The following is a 17,038-nucleotide window of genomic DNA, read 5'->3' as shown; positions in this document are numbered from 1 at the left end:
TCTTGCAAGTCGTGCGGATTGGTCTTGTAGTTAGCAAGAATCTTGTCTTTGATTTCCTTAAGAGCCTTTTGAGCTTCGTCAACTTCTTGCTGAGTTGGGAGCTGATCCTTTGGCACAGCAATCTGCTTAGTCGAATCATTAGGATCAGCAACCATACCATCGTTCTTGTCGATGAGTTCCTTAGCCTTTGCTAAAGCTTTCTCATACGCTACAAGGTCATCAGGCTTTGTTTTGCCATCACCCTTTGCCTTAAGGTTTGCAAACTCAGTTGTGTTCTCAAAAGTAGGATTGTGAACATTGCCCTTATCATCCTTATCGTCAGCTTCATTCTGCAAAGCATCAACATTGGTCTTGAAACCATTGGTGATTGCATCCTTGGCAGCCTTAAGTTCAGCCAGAGCCTTGTCTACTTGCGCTTGCGTTGGACGATCTTCTGACTTTGCGTTTGGATCAGGGTTATTCACCTTGTTGAGGAGTTCCTGCGCAGCCTTGAGCTTGTCGGCGTATTCCTTGAGCTTTGCAGTTGCGGAAGTATCCTTCTTGGCATCCTCTTCAGATTCAGCATTCGCCTTTTCAAGCGCGTTCTTGTAGGTCACCGATGCCTCGAATGGAGGAACAACTGGATTGCCGTCTTGATCCTTATCTCCTACTTCACGTTCAAGCTTAATTGCATCAGTCTTGTACTTCTTAGCAATATTGTCTTGAGCGTCTTTCAGCTGTTTAAGAAGAGCGTTTACTTCTTTTTGGGTTGCCTTTTGCTTCCAAGCTTTGTCATTAAGCTTGTCGGTAACTTTCTTGAGAACATTGTCAAAGCCTGTGTCTTTTCCAGCTTCACCTAAGGCTTGTGTGGCACCTTGATCGCCAGCAGCCTTCTTAGCAACAGCATTTTTATACTCAGGAGTCTTCTTGAAGTCGCCACCTGCAAAGTCTTTAGCAGAAGTCAACGGCTCAAGATTGGTCTTGTAGTTATCAGTAATTTGCTTCTTAGCTGCTTTAAGAGCATTGAGCGCATCGTTAATTTGTTGCTGAGTTGGACGTTCGCTGTTCTTCTTGGTTTGATCTGCTGCATCCTTTACAAGATCGCGAGCTTTCTTGAGGGCTTTCTGATAAGCAGCAACGTCAGCATTTGTTTGACCATCGCTTGTCTTAGCTTTAGCGTTCTTGAACTCTGGAGTGTTCTCGAAATCGCTTTCACCAACAGTTTGAGCACCGTCTGCAGTAGATTTCTTTGCTTCCTCATCAAGCTTAGAAGCGTCAGTCTTATAAACATCAAGTGCTTTACGCTTCTTGTTTAGCTCTGTCAAAGCATCATCAATCTGCTTCTGAGTTGGCTGAGCATCTAGTGGCGTCTTGCTATCAGGATCTGCTTTCTTGAGCAATTCCTGAGCCTCAGCCAATGCCTTGTCGTATGCCTTCTTAGCTTCCTTAGCTTCATCATTCTTCTTGGTATCAGGCTTGCCTTCAGCTGTTAAGAAATGAGGATCAGACGCATTGCGATACGCATCAGAAGTAACAGTGCCTTCCTTTGCAGCCGTAGACTCTGAATCTTGCGTGTTACCGTGCTTCTTTACGCTTTCCTTGAGCTTGACTGTGTCAGTGTTGTAAGCATCAAGAGCCGCACGCTTCTCATTCAAGGTCTTAAGTGCTTCATTGACTTCCTTCTGGGTTGCATCAGGTTTCTTGAGCAATTCCTTTGCCTTGTTGAGAGCTTCGCCATACTCATCTACAGCATTTTTAGCTGCATCATTCTTGGTTTTGTTGGCAGTCGTGCCATCTGCTTGTTTATAGTCAGGGTGCGAAGCATTCTTAAACGCAGGGTTTTGATGCGTGGCTGCATCCTCGTTAATCGACTTAAGCAAATCGTCAGTCTTGGTTGCAAACTTGTTCAACTCAGCAGCTGCTTCATTCATCTCCTTAAGTATTGCATCAATATCCCTATCAAGCGGCTCACCTTGCGCATGTGCCTGAATATTCTTCAGGTAGTCTTTGTCATCAAGGTTGCCGTCCTTCTCAGGGGTATTCGTATCAGGAATATCCTTACCATTTGCTTGATCCTTAGGCATCTGTTTATTAAGCGCCTGGTGTAGCTTCTCTACAGCTTTGTCATACCTATCTTTAGCAGCCTTTGCCTCTTTACTTGCATCCTTATCAGATGCATTCTTATACGCTGGGCTGTTTTGTATTGCAAGGTCATTAAATACAGCTGCCGAAAGCCTGCTGGTGTTAGTTGCATACTTGTCAATAACAGTACGAGCTTTTTCAAGAGCTGTCTTGGCTTCATTAATCAATCTTTGATCTGGAGCAGTTCCACCATTCTTAGCTTCTTCTAGCTTTTGCTTAAGCTCCTTGGCTTTTTGATAAGCATCGTTGTAATCTTTGAACGCTTTCTTGGCGTCAGTATCACCTGCTTGCGCCTTATCAAAAGCGTTAAAGTATGCAGGCATCAGGTAACCGCTAAAGTTATCCGCAAGCACTTTCGTAAGTTCATCAGCGTTACTTGCATATTTTTCATGCAATACTTTTTCAGCAGCTTCAAGCTTCTTTTTAGCATCGTCAACTTCAGCCTGAGTTGCTTTATCGTTCTTAAGAACCTCGCGTGCCTTAGCTAACGCATTGTCATAGTTTTCAACAGCGGTTTTAGCAGCTTGTTTTTCTTGATCGTTTGCGCCACTAGTCTGCTTGTCAAAGGCATTCTTGTAGAAAGTGCTCTTTTTGCCGTTTGGCTTGTCCGGCTCAGGATTATCAAAGGTGAGCTTTTCAGCAGTTATAAGCTGCGACTTATCTGTTGCTTTAGCGTCAAGATCCTTCTTAGCTTTTTCGAGAGCTGCAATAGCTTCATTCACTTCTTTTTGAGAAGCGTTTGGATCAGCTGACAAACGAATTGCTTCCTCTAGCGCATTATCATATTTTTCACGCTCTTCATTACTCGAATTTTTATATGTTGGGTCAGCTTTCTTTAATTTATCCTCAACAGTAAGCTTATGCAAATTATCGTTCGTATACTCATACACATGACCATGCACGGCAATCGCAGCGTTAAGCGCATCTTTGTTAGTACTAAATTCGTTAAGCTTTTCGCGCGCAGCATCGAGCTTAGCTTTAGCAGCGTCAACAGCCTTTTGTGTGGCGTTGGCATCATCCTTTAACGCCTTGGCTTCTTCGAGCGCCTTGTCATAGTCTTCTTTAGCTTTTTTGGCTGCGTTGTTCTTGGCAGTATCAGGTTTGCCATCGTCTGTCTTAAAGTCAGGATTGCTTACATTCTTATACTTATCGCTAGTCACAGTGCCAGCTACTTCGGCAGTTTCGCCTTCCTTAGCCTTACCATTAGCATCAATTGAGGCGTTCAGTCCGTCCTTATTGGTATTAGCACCATCAAGCTCGGCGCGTGCCTTATCCAGCTTAATAGTTGCATTATCAACTTCAGCTTTAAGCTGTTCAGATAACTTATCGTCTGTGGTAGTTCCAACTTTTGCAAGTGTTTGCTGAGCAACCTTTAACGCATCGTCATACGCAGCTTTCTTAGCTTCCGATGCGTTGTAATACGCAGAATCAGTTGGAGTCTTCTTCTCATCCTTCGTTACCGCATGCTTACCAACAGATGCCTTAAGATCCTTTACCTTATGATTCGTCTGTGGCACAAAGATAACGTTAATTGCCTTAGGCGTGTTGTTTGGATTCTTTTTATACGGATCTGTGTATACACCGCGATAATACGTCAGAGCATATGGTGCAACAAAAAGACGTGTCTTAAAAACTTTGTTCTGCTTAGCAGCAACAGTTACAGAACCAGCCTCGTCGTCCCATGTATACTTACCCACCTGCGACTCTTCATCACCCATATTCGCATCGGAATTATCAACTTGTGGATTGCCTATCCAATATGCGCCATTCATCATACCAAGGGTCAGCTCGGTAGTAGGTTCACCATTTTTATCAATTGAATAATGCATATGAGATTTGGTCGGCTTGCCGTGCGAACCTTCGTGATCGAGCTCTTCACCACCCGTAAGCGGACGCAAACCTGTTTTCTGATTCTTAGGTGTGGCTTTGATAAGTTTCACAATCTCAGGAGCGGTAAACGCTTGAGCTTTGGTTGGGTCATAACGATAGATGAGTGTAGTGTGTTTATCGTCACTCCAAGAGAATCCCTCATCACTATCGCGACCATCGAGCTTTTTCTTTACCAGCTCAACGTTATAATCAGTACGAATATCTGGGAGACGCGTGAGTTTATCTTTGGTTATGTCTGATGTAAACTTTGCAAGTGCTTTATCAGTCTTAATGGTTACATTAATATTATTTTCTTGTAAGCCGTTTGAACGGCCTTTATTAGCATCGCCTGCGCTAGTAAGGTCACTCGTAATGTAGGAAAGTGTAATTTGATCTTTGCTAGTAAGACCAAGCTCTTTATTTTCTTTGTTAGCGTCAAAAATAGCTTGCTTGATTCGGTCAATCTCGGCTTTTGAATATCCAAGTGGGTTAGCAACAAAGACTGCTTTATCGTTTGCAGGAACAGTAATCTTATCCTCTGCAATCTTCTTCAACACAAGGTTGCGCAAAGGAATCTTAGGAGCGTCCTTTTCATCAACACCAGTGAAGTTGATAGCAACAGTGCCGTCATTGTTAATTACAACACTGTCTTCTGGCACGTGATTAAGGCGCGAAAGCTTCTTTTTAATATCGGTTTTCACCTCGTCAGACACCTTGGACGGGTCAGTGTCCTCAACAACTGGCTTTTCGATGCGATCATCGTAGCGCGCAACTGTAAGTGGCAAATCATCAGAGGTATAACCAGTGTCGGTTATGAGATGAGTTTTAAGGGTTTGTACTGTAGTTATATAAGTTGTTTCAGCAGCACCCTGTTTAGATGTTGTTCTATTAAAGCGAGTAAGCTCAGTTGGAAGATACGCACGCTGATCGTTAATAATTACCTTGTTTTCAGGGTCATCTGGCGTGTTGGTAAACGTTTTGGCTTCAACATTTCTCACACCCACGCCTTTAGATTTACTTGCGACTGTAATTTGCTCGCGAATTGATTGCTTACCGGTAGCTTCTGTAGGAGCATCTAAAGCAGCCTTGAGCTTATCTTGAATTTGTTTTTCAGTAAGCGCTTCATTATACTTCAGCACAATTGAGCCAGCTGTTTTAGGTGGAACAAGTGTTGCTGCACGCACAATATTCGTCTTATACAGCAGAACTTCCTTCCCGTCTTTCATGCCATACACATAGATGCAGCGGTTTGCAGCATAACCAACAGCCGGCATATTGTTGTTTCTATAAAGAGAAGTCATGGTAAGCGTAGCTGAGCCATCATCGTGTGGCTGAAAGTCATATGTACCCGAATATGGCTGATGCTCATCAGAAGCAGAATAATACTCAAGGTACCTTCTACTCTTAGTATTATCAACAGTATTACCATCAGATGGGAAAATAGCTACCTTAGTAATGGTGCTGCCATCTGTTGGTTTTGCAAATTTAAAGGTTACTGCTTGGTTTTGCCCCTTTTCAATGTACACATTGTCAGAAGATCCCCATGCATACAAATTAGGGAGCGTATCTTTTGTTTCCTGTGAAATCGTTATCTCACTGTTGACTTTTGGAGCAGGTGCAGGCGTAGCTGAACGATCCGAATAAGTTGGAGTATTTCCATTAACACCATCTCTATTAACTTCAGCACCATCGCTGCCGGCACCATTAGCATCAGCACCAGAATCACTTTGAGTATTATCAAGATTCGATTGAATGTTTTGATCGTTACCACTTTGCGCAACACTACTAACAGCTACAGCCGGAGTAGTTCCTAATGCAAGAGCAGCGCCTGCAATTACGCCAGCAGCACTCGCTGTGAACGAAGCAACTTTGCGAGCGTCAACAGCATGTGCAATCGCGTTATTTATGCTTGAATCCAACTTTACTTTGCGCGCATGTTTACTAGACTTTGTACCCATTTTCTCCTTCTTTCGTATCATCAATTAGTTCGAAGTTATGCAATTCTTAGAAATGATTTTTAGAATGCAAAATCATATGCGCACAAATGTTTTCTACTCTCTGCTACGTAAATTTAAACTTACGTAACTAAAAAGTTCACAACAACACATTGCACACAGCAACCGCATTCTTAATCATGCTCTGTTACTAATTTTTACGTATTTCCTTTTTCAAAACATGGCACAACTGCGTCTTTGCATCAACTTTCAAACGCGCCAAAACAAAACTAGCGCACGAAACTTAACGCATCAGCGATGTTCCGCCGTAAGTTCAATAGCGTGCAACCAAAGTAATATGGCTACAGCAACACTGTTAAGTCATTATAACATTTTAAAAAATTTTTTAAAGGCAAATAACATATGTTTAGACGAGAAAGCCTTGATGCCCCCCCCCCCCCAGGGCATATTTTTCAACGATTTTTAAAAATATTATTTATTTGTGAATGTTTTGAAATGCGATATTTTTCACAACTTTTCACCAGTCAATCTAAACATTTGTTATAGTACAAATGTTGATTTCAATAATACAAATTCGTAAAACACAAACCAACCAACACACAACCACCACACACAGTAAACCACACAAACTCACTCACTAGAACGTAACAAAATCTCCTCAAGCGCATGCTTTACAGACACAGGCAAAGTACAACGCCATTGCGCCCACTTAACTACAGAAGGTTGCACGCAAGCATGAGCATTCACCATATCAACACTGTTACGCTGTTCAATCATCTGCTCTTCGCTTTCATATTCAAGAGCAGAAAGCGCACTCAAAGCACTCGCACTACCACAAGACTCACGAATAGCATCAAAAGCCATCTCTTTACCTCGATAAGGCACTTGAGCTTGCAAAAGCAAACGATAAGAATCCCCAACTTTAGGATCTTGTGCAATAAACAAACCGCCATCCACAATCACTCGCACACGCTTGCAAACAGGCACATTGCGCACAGAAACAGTAAGACTTAACGTAGATTCTTCGCCTTCATATGAAACTTCCACAGCGCTAGATTCAAGCTGAAACTCTCCACGAGAATCGCCCAGCAAAACGCGAACGCGCGAAAAATCAGGGCACGCCACGCCCCTAAATACAACGCTCCAATTGCGCTCAGACGGCAGAGATGACACAACACTGTCACAACCTTTTACAGCATCAATCACAAATTGCGTAGAAGAATTTTCATCTCTGAAAACAAATTTCATCTTCGTGTCGGCAGTTTTCCCAGCGCGCGCGTCTTCAAAGCGACCATTATCTTCGCGCATCACAAACTCGCCGTTACCTCCAGGGAACGCCAGCACTCGCAAAGATTTCGGATTTTCAATACTATTAACAGACTTCGAAACATCACAATCGCGAGCGCATTCTTCGATGCTTGGCAAAACTTGCATCGGTATAATCGCTCCAGCTTTAGCAAATACAGGTACTCTATCAATCGCTCGCCAAGCTTCAAATCTGCGACCACCAAGAGAACGAGATACGTAGCGCCGACCGTCAAAGAAATCATACCAATCTCCTTCAGGAAGCCACACTCCAGCACATCCTTTAGTAGTAGCATCGTCATTTTTAGAAACTATAGGCGAAACTATAAGCTCACTTCCAAAACGATATTCTTGCGGCATCTCGTAAGCAGCTCCAACTTCTGGAGATTGCCAATACATTGGCTCTACTATTGGCATATTCTCAAATGATGCACGATAATTCATCGTATATAAATAAGGTAGCAAAGATGCTCTTAATCTAAGCATTTTAACCATTGCGTCACGAGTTTCACGCGGAAAATTCCAAGGCTCTTTGCCAGCAAAAGGAGAACAACTTGAGTGAAGACGGTTAATAGGACTAAAAGCTCCAAGAGCATACCATCGCGCTTCCAACTCGTTATCTCGCACACCAAGCATATGACCACCAATATCGTGACTCCACCAGCCATAACCAATATTTGACGCAGTAGATGTGAAATATGCTTGAAAAGCAAGCGACTTCCAGGTTGTTACAGTATCTCCAGAGAATCCAACCGGGTATCGATGTGAGCCTGGGCCTGCGTATCGCGAGAATGTAAGCGGCCAGCCACCATCACGAGCCAAATCCTCATAATGCATGTGATTAAGCATCCAAAGTGGATCTAATCCACGTTCACGCGTAACTCCGCCCTGCTGCCAATCAATCCACCAGAATTTAACGCCTTCGTCTTCCATGCGATGATGCATATTGAAATACGCTTCAACAAATCGCGGATTTGTTAAGTCAAATTCAACAGCTTTACCACTAGCTGGATCAATACCCATATCGCGCGCGACTTGCGGATAATCCTTTTCAAAAGCGCGAATGCCATCTCTAGGATGCAAATTTAAAGTAGACGCTAATCCTTCGTTCGCGAGTTTTTTCAAGAAAGATTTATGATCTGGGAAAAGTTGATTATTCCACGTATAGCCAGTCCATCCAGATCCATACTTTGGATCAACGTCTGTAACATGCCAATCCATATCTATAACTGCTGTGCTAAAAGGTATTCCTTCATGCTTGAATTTGCTCATAAGATTTTCATAATCAGATTGCGAATACCTGCAATATCTACTCCACCAATTGCCAAGTGCAAACCTCGGCAACAGTGGCTGAGAGCCTGTAAGCTTATAAAAATCGCGGATTGCATCAATGTAGTTGTGACCATAGCCAAAAAAGTACAAGTCGTGATAACGCTTACTTTTAGAAGATAATTCTTTAGATACATCAGAAACATCAGATTCTTCAAACGCATCAGACGAATCAGACACACAACCAGACGCATCAGATTTACTAGATCCACTAGATTCACTAAAACGCGGCTTAACCCACGCTCCATAAGGATTTGTATTACCATTTACTTCGTCTGATTGCACAATAACACAAGATTTTGAATCATCTAACACAGCCCAACCATCTCGTGAAATAACGCCATCGTCGAGTTTTACAGCGCCATCTGCCTCATCTAAAGTACGAGCTGTTCCTAAAAGATTTCCAGGATTATCATCGCCATAATGCCAAGTATTAAATTGCGAGCACGGCACGCCGCGCACAACTACACTCAACCCTTCTTTAGTAAAAGATTTGCGATTATAGCTTAAAAGCAGCTTGTCTGTTTCAACTTCAAGCCAGCCATTTTCGTTTTCGCGCACAGAAAACTTTGGCTGCACAGAACTATCACTATAAAAATCACGACATACAACCATTTGAGTAGGAGAGTCAACAAAATAACCGTCATCACTCCACTCAAGACGTAGCATAGAATCAGTTATTACAGTAATCCTCCAGCAATCACCTTTGATAACCTGCTTAGTATTAGCTTTCACACTAGGATTATTTACAAAATCAGCAAAAATTCGTGATTTGTTTTTATGCACTATTCTTTCCTTCCCCCACACAAAGCTATTCTATTAAAAAAGTAGGTTATAAAACAAAACTAAATACGCGAATACGAAACGAATAAAAGCAAATACACAGAGATCTAAACATAAAAAGCATGTTCAAATCTCTGTGTATTACATATAATTATCTGCTATCACTCAGATTGCAATCATCATTTACCTTGCATTACAGCAGCCATTGAAAGAACTCTAGCAGACTTAAATACTTCATCCGTGTGAACAACATTGCCATTCTCATCCGCAAGAGGAATACGCCAATTCGGATACTCTGTGCTAGTGCCAGGCTGATTTTGAGAGCGTTTTTCGCCAACAGCATCAACCAATGCAACTTGCAACAAAAGCGATGGCGAAGTTCTTAACACAGCATGCATTCCTTCAACAATTTCTTGCACATGATTTTCAACATCATCTGCAGCTTCTTTGCTAATCCAACCGCCTTTAAGAAGCATAGCCATCATTGCATCACGCTCAGCTTGAGCAGCTTTCTTAAAGTTCTCAACAGGTTCGGTAAGCAAATGCAATTCTTCACGCAATTTCACATGCTCAAATTCCAGATATCCTGCAGTTGGAGGTAAATCATGAGTAGTAACAGAAGCTAAAGCATATTCGCGATACGTAGAAGGATTTGCGTAAATAATTTCCTTCTTTCCAGCTTTCTTACTAGCAGCCTCAGCTTTATCATCATGCGTAAACCACTCAACAACTGTTCCCAACACTCCATGAGATGCAAGAACTTTAGAAACATAAGCAGGAACTGTACCCAAATCCTCGCCTATAACAAGTCCGCCAGCTCGAGTAGCTTCAATAGTCAAAACTGCAAGCATCGCGTCAACGTTATAGTAAACATACGCACCATTTTTAGCGCCCTGACCTTGCGGAATCCACCACAAGCGAAAAAGCCCAAGCACGTGATCAATTCGAGCAGCACCAGCGTGCAAGAACACATTGTGTACCATATCTCTATACGCAATGTATCCAGTTTCATCCAAATAATTTGGATCAAACGGTGGCTGTCCCCAATCCTGACCCTGCTGATTATAGAAATCAGGAGGAGCACCAACACTTACTCCATTAGCAAATCGCTCAGGACTCCACCAAACGTCAGCACCGTATCCATGAACTCCAACAGCCATATCTTGCATAAGGCCAATCGCCATTCCAGAATCTTTTGCCTCAGCGTGAGCAGCAGCAACCTGTTCGTCTGCAATCCACTGAAGCCAACGATGGAATTCCAATAAATCGGCATGTTCTTTCTTCAAAGATTCAATCTGAGGAGTTCCTTTACCTGTAGTATCAAACCACAAATTATCTCCCCAAGGAGCACCCCAAACTTCAAAAGCTACACACCAAGTTGCAAAAGCATCTAGATCTTCGCCGGAACGCAACTTAAATTCACTAAATTCACGCTCACGCGCATCACTACGCTTTTTCTTAAAAATCAAACGCAACGCTGGAAGCTTAGCGTCCCAAGCAGCATTGATATCAATTGGATTTGGATCGTCATTAGATGCAGCAACCTTATTATGCAATCTATCTACTTCTGCTTTTTCTTCACCAGATAACTCTGCATATTCAGGAATATCTTGAGGTCTAATATACGTCACGTTCAAGAATCTACGCGATTCAGGCAAATAAGGTGAAGGCTCTAACGGAGAAATAGGAGCGCAAGCATGTATAGGATTGATTAGCATAAAATCAGCCTTACCAATTTCACCAGCGTCCTTAAGAAGCCTGCGCAAATCACCATAATCGCCCACTCCCCACGAATCTTTAGAGCGAACAGAATAAAGTTGCGTCATATAACCCCAGCGATGATGTTCCTTAACGCTTTGAGGAAGAGGAATACGTTCAGGTGCAGCTATAAGTGTTGAGTCAGCATGAGCTACTAATTTGCCGTTATTATTTGTGATTCGAGCATGAATAGTGTGATATCCCATAGGAAGTTCATCTGTAAGTTCAATATAGAATTCACCATCTTCATCGACTTTAATCTCACCAAGATCACCCTCGTAATCTTTACCATCTTCGAGAGTTAAAGTAACAGAAATATTCTTTTCAGTTACTTTATTACCTTGCAATTCATAATTTTTAACGGCATGCATTGGCACGCAAGTTTTCACACCGTTAAACGCAACTACAGTTGGAGGTAACAATTCACTAGCTGTTTTTGCTAAAACACGCTCATAAGAATCAGCTATGCTTTCAGGAGTATCGGACTTAAACCCTAAAGCGTCAAGGACTCCAACCAACGCTTCATCAGTAATTTCAGTGTAATCACCTAATTGATCAATATAAAAAGTAGCCACTCCGCACGCTTTAGCTAATTTAATAAGTGGACGTTGAAGACGCTCTGCACTTTCTTCAACGGAAACTGCGCTCTCGGCTTTTTTGTCAGCCTCTTTTTTATCAGCCTCTTTGCTCATTATGCTCCTTTGTTAATAGCACATTTTATCTCATTGCACTAGTACCATGTGTGCAAACGATAGCGCGAGCGCAATAAACTTAACACATCTCTGGATTAAGACGCACTCTAGCTAATAATTATATAAATTATTGATATCGTTTGCAAACAAGTACTATTATTTATTCCTTCTAATTTTCATTGATTTCGCAGCGTTACCAATTCGATAACAATCTCACTAACCGTTTTCAAGCGGCTTCGCAAAACGTTTCACAAACAGTTTCACCACTGATTAAACCACTAGTTTTTCGCTAATAATTTACATTATTATTGTTATTTCTATCTATTATTTTTATGTTTATTTACTATTTTTATGTTTATTTCTACCTATTATTTTTCTATCCACTATTTTTCTATCCACTATTTTTCTATCCACTATTTTTACTTCCTGTTTTTCTATTTTTACCACTATTTCTACTTCTATCCACTTCTATCTACTTCTATCTACTTCTATCAACCTACTATTTTTTCGGCGTTTGGTCTGCATTACCAGACTTGCTTAGCACTACGAAAGTTCTAGATGGAATATGCAACACATGCGAACCCGTATTCAAGTTCTTCGAATCTAAATCCTCCAAGCGAGAATTGTTCACACTGTGACTATCTTTGCGCTCACAAGATTCTATATTCGCACACTTTGCATCTTTACCAGTCCAGTCAGCAAAGTAGAAGGAAGAATCAAGAACAATACTCCAATCATTACAACTTTCTTTACAAGACGATTTTCCAGACGCTTTTCCAGACGCTTTAGAGTCTACATTCCCAGATAATTCAGGCAAAGTAACGCAAGCATCTGAATTATACATAGGATTAACGCATACTATTACGTCATCACCAATAAGAGAAGCTAGTACAGTTTTATTTGAAGCAGGAATTTGCACGCGCTTCGAATCATAGAAAGACTTATGTTTTGATCGCAAAGAAATCAAATCTTTATACCAGCGAACAAGCGGCTCAAACTTCTGCGAACGCACCCAATCAAGCTTATTAACATTTACACCGCTCTTATAAGTATTGTCATTGCCGCCTTTAGTTCGCCCAAATTCTTCACCACTTAACATAAACGGCAAACCTGCAGAGCACAAAACCATTCCAGCAGCAAGCATATTAGCAGTGAAAAGATCTGCAACTGAATTAGCATCTTTAGCATAAAAATCGCAATCGCTAGGCTTTTCGCGCAAAGAAATACACAATTTATCCCACAGAGTTAAATCATCATGAGCAGAAATATATTGAATAATCTGTCCAACTTTTTTACCTGCAGAAGGAGTGCCGCGCCACCCATCTAAAGCTTGACGAGCAGAGTCAGAAGTCCAAAATTCATTTCCGTTAATATATCCATGCTCATGATGATCCATAACGTTACCCTTGAGAGTATCGCGAGTTTCATCACTAAACCAACCTATTCGATCATCTAAATTATGCCTTCCTAGCTTATCTCCCATGCTTGTTCCTTCAGGCACAGCAGTAAATCCAGCAGACCACGGTTCTCCATACATAAGTATGTTCTTACCGTCAGGAAGTTTATCAAGAGCTTGACGAGCTTGATTCAATGTTTCAGTATCAATCAAGCCCATAAGGTCGAATCTGAATCCGTCAATATGATAGCATCGAGCCCAATGCAATAGCGACTCAATAATGAACCTGCGGAACATAGGACGTTCACTAGCCATATCATTACCACAACCAGATCCATTAGAAAGTATACTTTCTTCATTTCTCCTGCAGAAGTAACCTGGAGCTGTACGTTCAAACGCATTATCCGCATGATACATATGGTTGTAAACCACATCCATAACCACGCGCAAACCATGCGCATGTAGCGAGGAAATCATAGCTTTGCATTCACGAATACGAACCGTTCCATCATAAGGGTCCGTAGAATAAGCTCCTTCTGGAACGTTATAAGCATCCGGATCGTAACCCCAGTTGTATAGAGAATCAACATTTTCGCCATTTTTACGAGCTTTATCGAGATTTATCTCGTTTACAGTGCAAAAATCATAAATTGGCATCAGCTGCACATGCGTAATTCCAAGCTTCTTAAGATAATCAAGACCTGTTGGAGAAGTTAAAGTTTTACCATCAACTTCAGAAGTTACGCAAGTATGTTCATCTGTAAAAGCTAAGAACCTTCCTCTATGATCTGGATTAAAACCGCCATTAGTATCGCTACTGTAATCAGACACGTGCGTTTCCCAAATCACAGTAGAATGAGCAGAAAACTTTGGAGATTTATCTTTATGCCAATTTGCAGGAGCTACACGATCTTCATCAATGACTAAACTTCTCTCACCGTTAATACCACTAGCAATACCCCAAGGATCACTCGTTCGATTAACTGTTCCATCTTGGAACGCAACTAAATAATCGTAATAAGTTCCATCAAGACGTTTACGAATATTAACTCGCCAAGCTCCATCATGATGAGGTTTTAATTCATAAGATTGAATTGGCTCGCTATTATTACCTGTTTCAAAAAGACGCAACGTCACTGAAGTTGCAGTAGGCGCCCATAATGTAAAAGTAGTTGATTTTGCATTTAGAGAAAAGCCAAGAGATCCTTCATAAGTTGGCCATTGCGCCGAAGGTAAATACGTCATAAAGCAATCCTTATAATTGTCAAGATAAACTCATCTAAGCTAAACAGAAATAAGCTAAACAGAAATAAGCTAAACAGAAATACTCAGCTAAATTAAACTCAGCTAAATACACGTTTTGCTAAAAATATTACTACATTTTTGAATATATAAATTAGATAGCGAAGGCCGAAACGCTTAATAACGTCCGGCCCTCACTACTATTTACTGAATCTGTATTTGTCCAATTTTTAAGTGTAAAAATCAGCCCTTTACAGAACCAGACATTGATTCTTCGTAGAATCGCTGCATCACAATGAACAGAATTGCAATTGGAATTGACACGCAAACAGCACCAGCTGAGAATCGTGCAAACCACTGATTTATATACTCTTTCTGCAACATTTGATACAGACCCAAAGCAACAGTGTAGTTATCTTGAGTACGAGCGATTGCCTTTGCTAAAACGAAGTCAAGCCATGGTCCAAGGAAGCCAACAATAGCCTGGAACACAATCATAGGCTTGCATATTGGAAGAATAATTCTCCAGAATACCTGCCAAGTTGTGCAGCCATCCAAATAAGCAGCTTCATCCAACGACTTTGGAATTGTATCCATATAGCCTTTCATAACATAGAAGCCTGCACCGCTACCTGCTGAATAAACTATAATCAGCGAGATAAGTACCACAGAACCGTTTGTTAATCCAAAGGCTTTAAGAATGAAGTAGATTGCAACAACAGCCATAATGGATGGGAACATGCCAAGAATCAAAGCAATATTCATGAATGTACGACGTCCGCGGAAGCGTAAACGTGACATGCAGAATGCCACTGCCAATACGAAGAACAGCGAAATTATGCACACGAATATAGACACAATAAGTGTGTTCATGAACATGCGTGGGAAATCAAGCACATTGCGCTCAGTGAACAATCTAACGTAGTTATCAAACGTATATTCCGTTGGGAAGAACGTCCTCTGATAAGGAGCTGGATTCTTGTTGAAACTTTCGAGCACAACCCATGCAATTGGCGCTAGCCAGATAATTGACATAACCACAAGGAATATGTGAGTAAGAATATCCCCAATGATTCTCAATACACGCTGGTCTCGCAATAATGGAACTGTACGAGTGCTGTGTACTACAGCAGACTTATATTTCTTCTTTCCAGTTGCTCCAGCAGATCTAGGATTTTTATCACTCACCGGAATCCCTCCTCGTTCTTGTAAGAGCCAGAGTTACGGTATGTAATCAATGCGACTACAGCCAACACGATGAAGGTCATAATACCGATTACCGCGCCCATGCAGTAGTTGTCTTTATCAACAGTCAACTTGTACAGCCATGTAATAAGCAAATCAGTCTTACCTGCAGAAGATCCGACTTCTGTTGGAGCACCGCCGGAGAGCAAGTAGATGACGTTGAAGTTATTGACATTGCCTGTAAAGGTGGTAATTAAGTACGGGGTCATAACGAAGAAGATATATGGCATTGTAACGTTCATGAAACGCTGCCACCATCCTGCACCATCGAGTTGTGCAGCTTCGTAAAGCTCCGCTGGTACGTTCTGCAAAATACCTGTAATTTGCATTATCGTATAAGGAATACCAACCCAAAGGTTGATAAGAATAACAGTTACGCGAGCCCATGTAGCGTCTTCAAAGAATGGAAGTGGGTCACCAATCCAACCCAATGAATGCAAAAGACGATTGATTGCACCATCATGCTGAAGCATGCTATGCATAATCAACAATGACACGAACTGAGGAACTGCAATTGTTAACGAGAAGCAAGTACGCCACAAGTTCTTCAACACAGTTGTGCGCCTGTTAATAATCATTGCAATAAACATACCAAAGAAGAAGTTCAGGAATGTAGCAAAGAATGCCCACACAAGAGTCCATACAAGAACTTCTATGAATGTTGCTGCGTTGATTGCACCGCTAGACGTAGAGAAAATCTTGAAGAAGTTAGTTAATCCAACCCACTGGAACAGCGGAACATGCTTAGAATCGTAGTTAGTGAAGGCCATGGAAATCATGAAGATCAATGGCAAAATGCTAAATACAACTATGCCAGCTGTTGGTAATGACATTAAGCCAACATGCGCATTACGATCAAAAAGCGAAGCTACGTCTTCTATAAAGTTAACAGGACGTTTGCCTTTAGCAACAATTGATTGAGCTTTGTACGCGCTACGCAAAGACAAGGTTGCTACATAAACAAGTAAAACAACTGCCGCTATTGACATAACACTGTAAAGCAAAATTTCTACAGAACTGTCTCCTGCTGTGCACTCTGGGAAACCGTCAACTTTAACGCAATGCTGCGTCTCAGTACCTAACGTCACTATTTTAGGAAGATACTCAGCGCCGATGGTGAATAAGAATGCAAAGATTGCGACCTCAGACGCCAAGAAAACAATGCCCTTAACGAACTGACGGCGTGCAAAAGTACCAAATCCGAAAATAAGAATTGAAATCCAGGAAAGAACGTCAGCATTCTTTGCTGCCTCTTTTAAGGAAAAAGCTGAAGGCTCAAAGCGCTCAGGATCTGGCGACTTTTTGCGCTTGCCTTTGGTGGATGCCGTGCTAGTCATGACATA

General features: G+C 41.6%; 5 protein-coding genes and 1 pseudogene. All 6 read right to left on the bottom strand.

The genetic code is table 11. The features are described 5' to 3' along the window. Positions 1-5,948 (bottom strand): peptidase (locus Q0X59_RS04985; protein ID WP_297643576.1); only part of this gene is annotated, 5,948 nt, incomplete at its 3' end. A 627-nt stretch (positions 5,949-6,575) separates the two neighbouring features. Beyond that, entirely contained in the window at positions 6,576-9,365 is a 2,790-nt protein-coding gene (locus Q0X59_RS04980; protein ID WP_297643574.1) for a glycoside hydrolase family 31 protein, read from the bottom strand. Between the two features lie 176 nt (positions 9,366-9,541). After that, on the bottom strand, positions 9,542-11,812 hold the full coding sequence (gene malQ, locus Q0X59_RS04975) for a 4-alpha-glucanotransferase (RefSeq protein ID WP_297643572.1): 2,271 nt from the start codon (positions 11,810-11,812) through the stop codon (positions 9,542-9,544). A 676-nt stretch (positions 11,813-12,488) separates the two neighbouring features. Continuing rightward, positions 12,489-14,453, bottom strand: a pseudogene (gene pulA, locus Q0X59_RS04970) (type I pullulanase); the annotation flags it as partial. A 240-nt stretch (positions 14,454-14,693) separates the two neighbouring features. Next, positions 14,694-15,548 (bottom strand): sugar ABC transporter permease, encoded by an 855-nt coding sequence (locus tag Q0X59_RS04965; RefSeq protein WP_075523689.1) that lies wholly within the window; start codon positions 15,546-15,548, stop codon positions 14,694-14,696. A gap of 86 nt (positions 15,549-15,634) precedes the next feature. Further along, entirely contained in the window at positions 15,635-17,032 is a 1,398-nt protein-coding gene (locus tag Q0X59_RS04960; RefSeq protein ID WP_075523676.1) for a sugar ABC transporter permease, read from the bottom strand. Between the last annotated feature and the right edge of the window lie 6 nt (positions 17,033-17,038).

The organism is uncultured Gardnerella sp., from assembly GCF_947280595.1.
GTDB classification, from domain to species: domain Bacteria; phylum Actinomycetota; class Actinomycetes; order Actinomycetales; family Bifidobacteriaceae; genus Bifidobacterium; species Bifidobacterium vaginale_A.
Note: the sequence above shows the minus strand (reverse complement) of the source record. Positions and strands in the feature narration are given on the sequence as shown.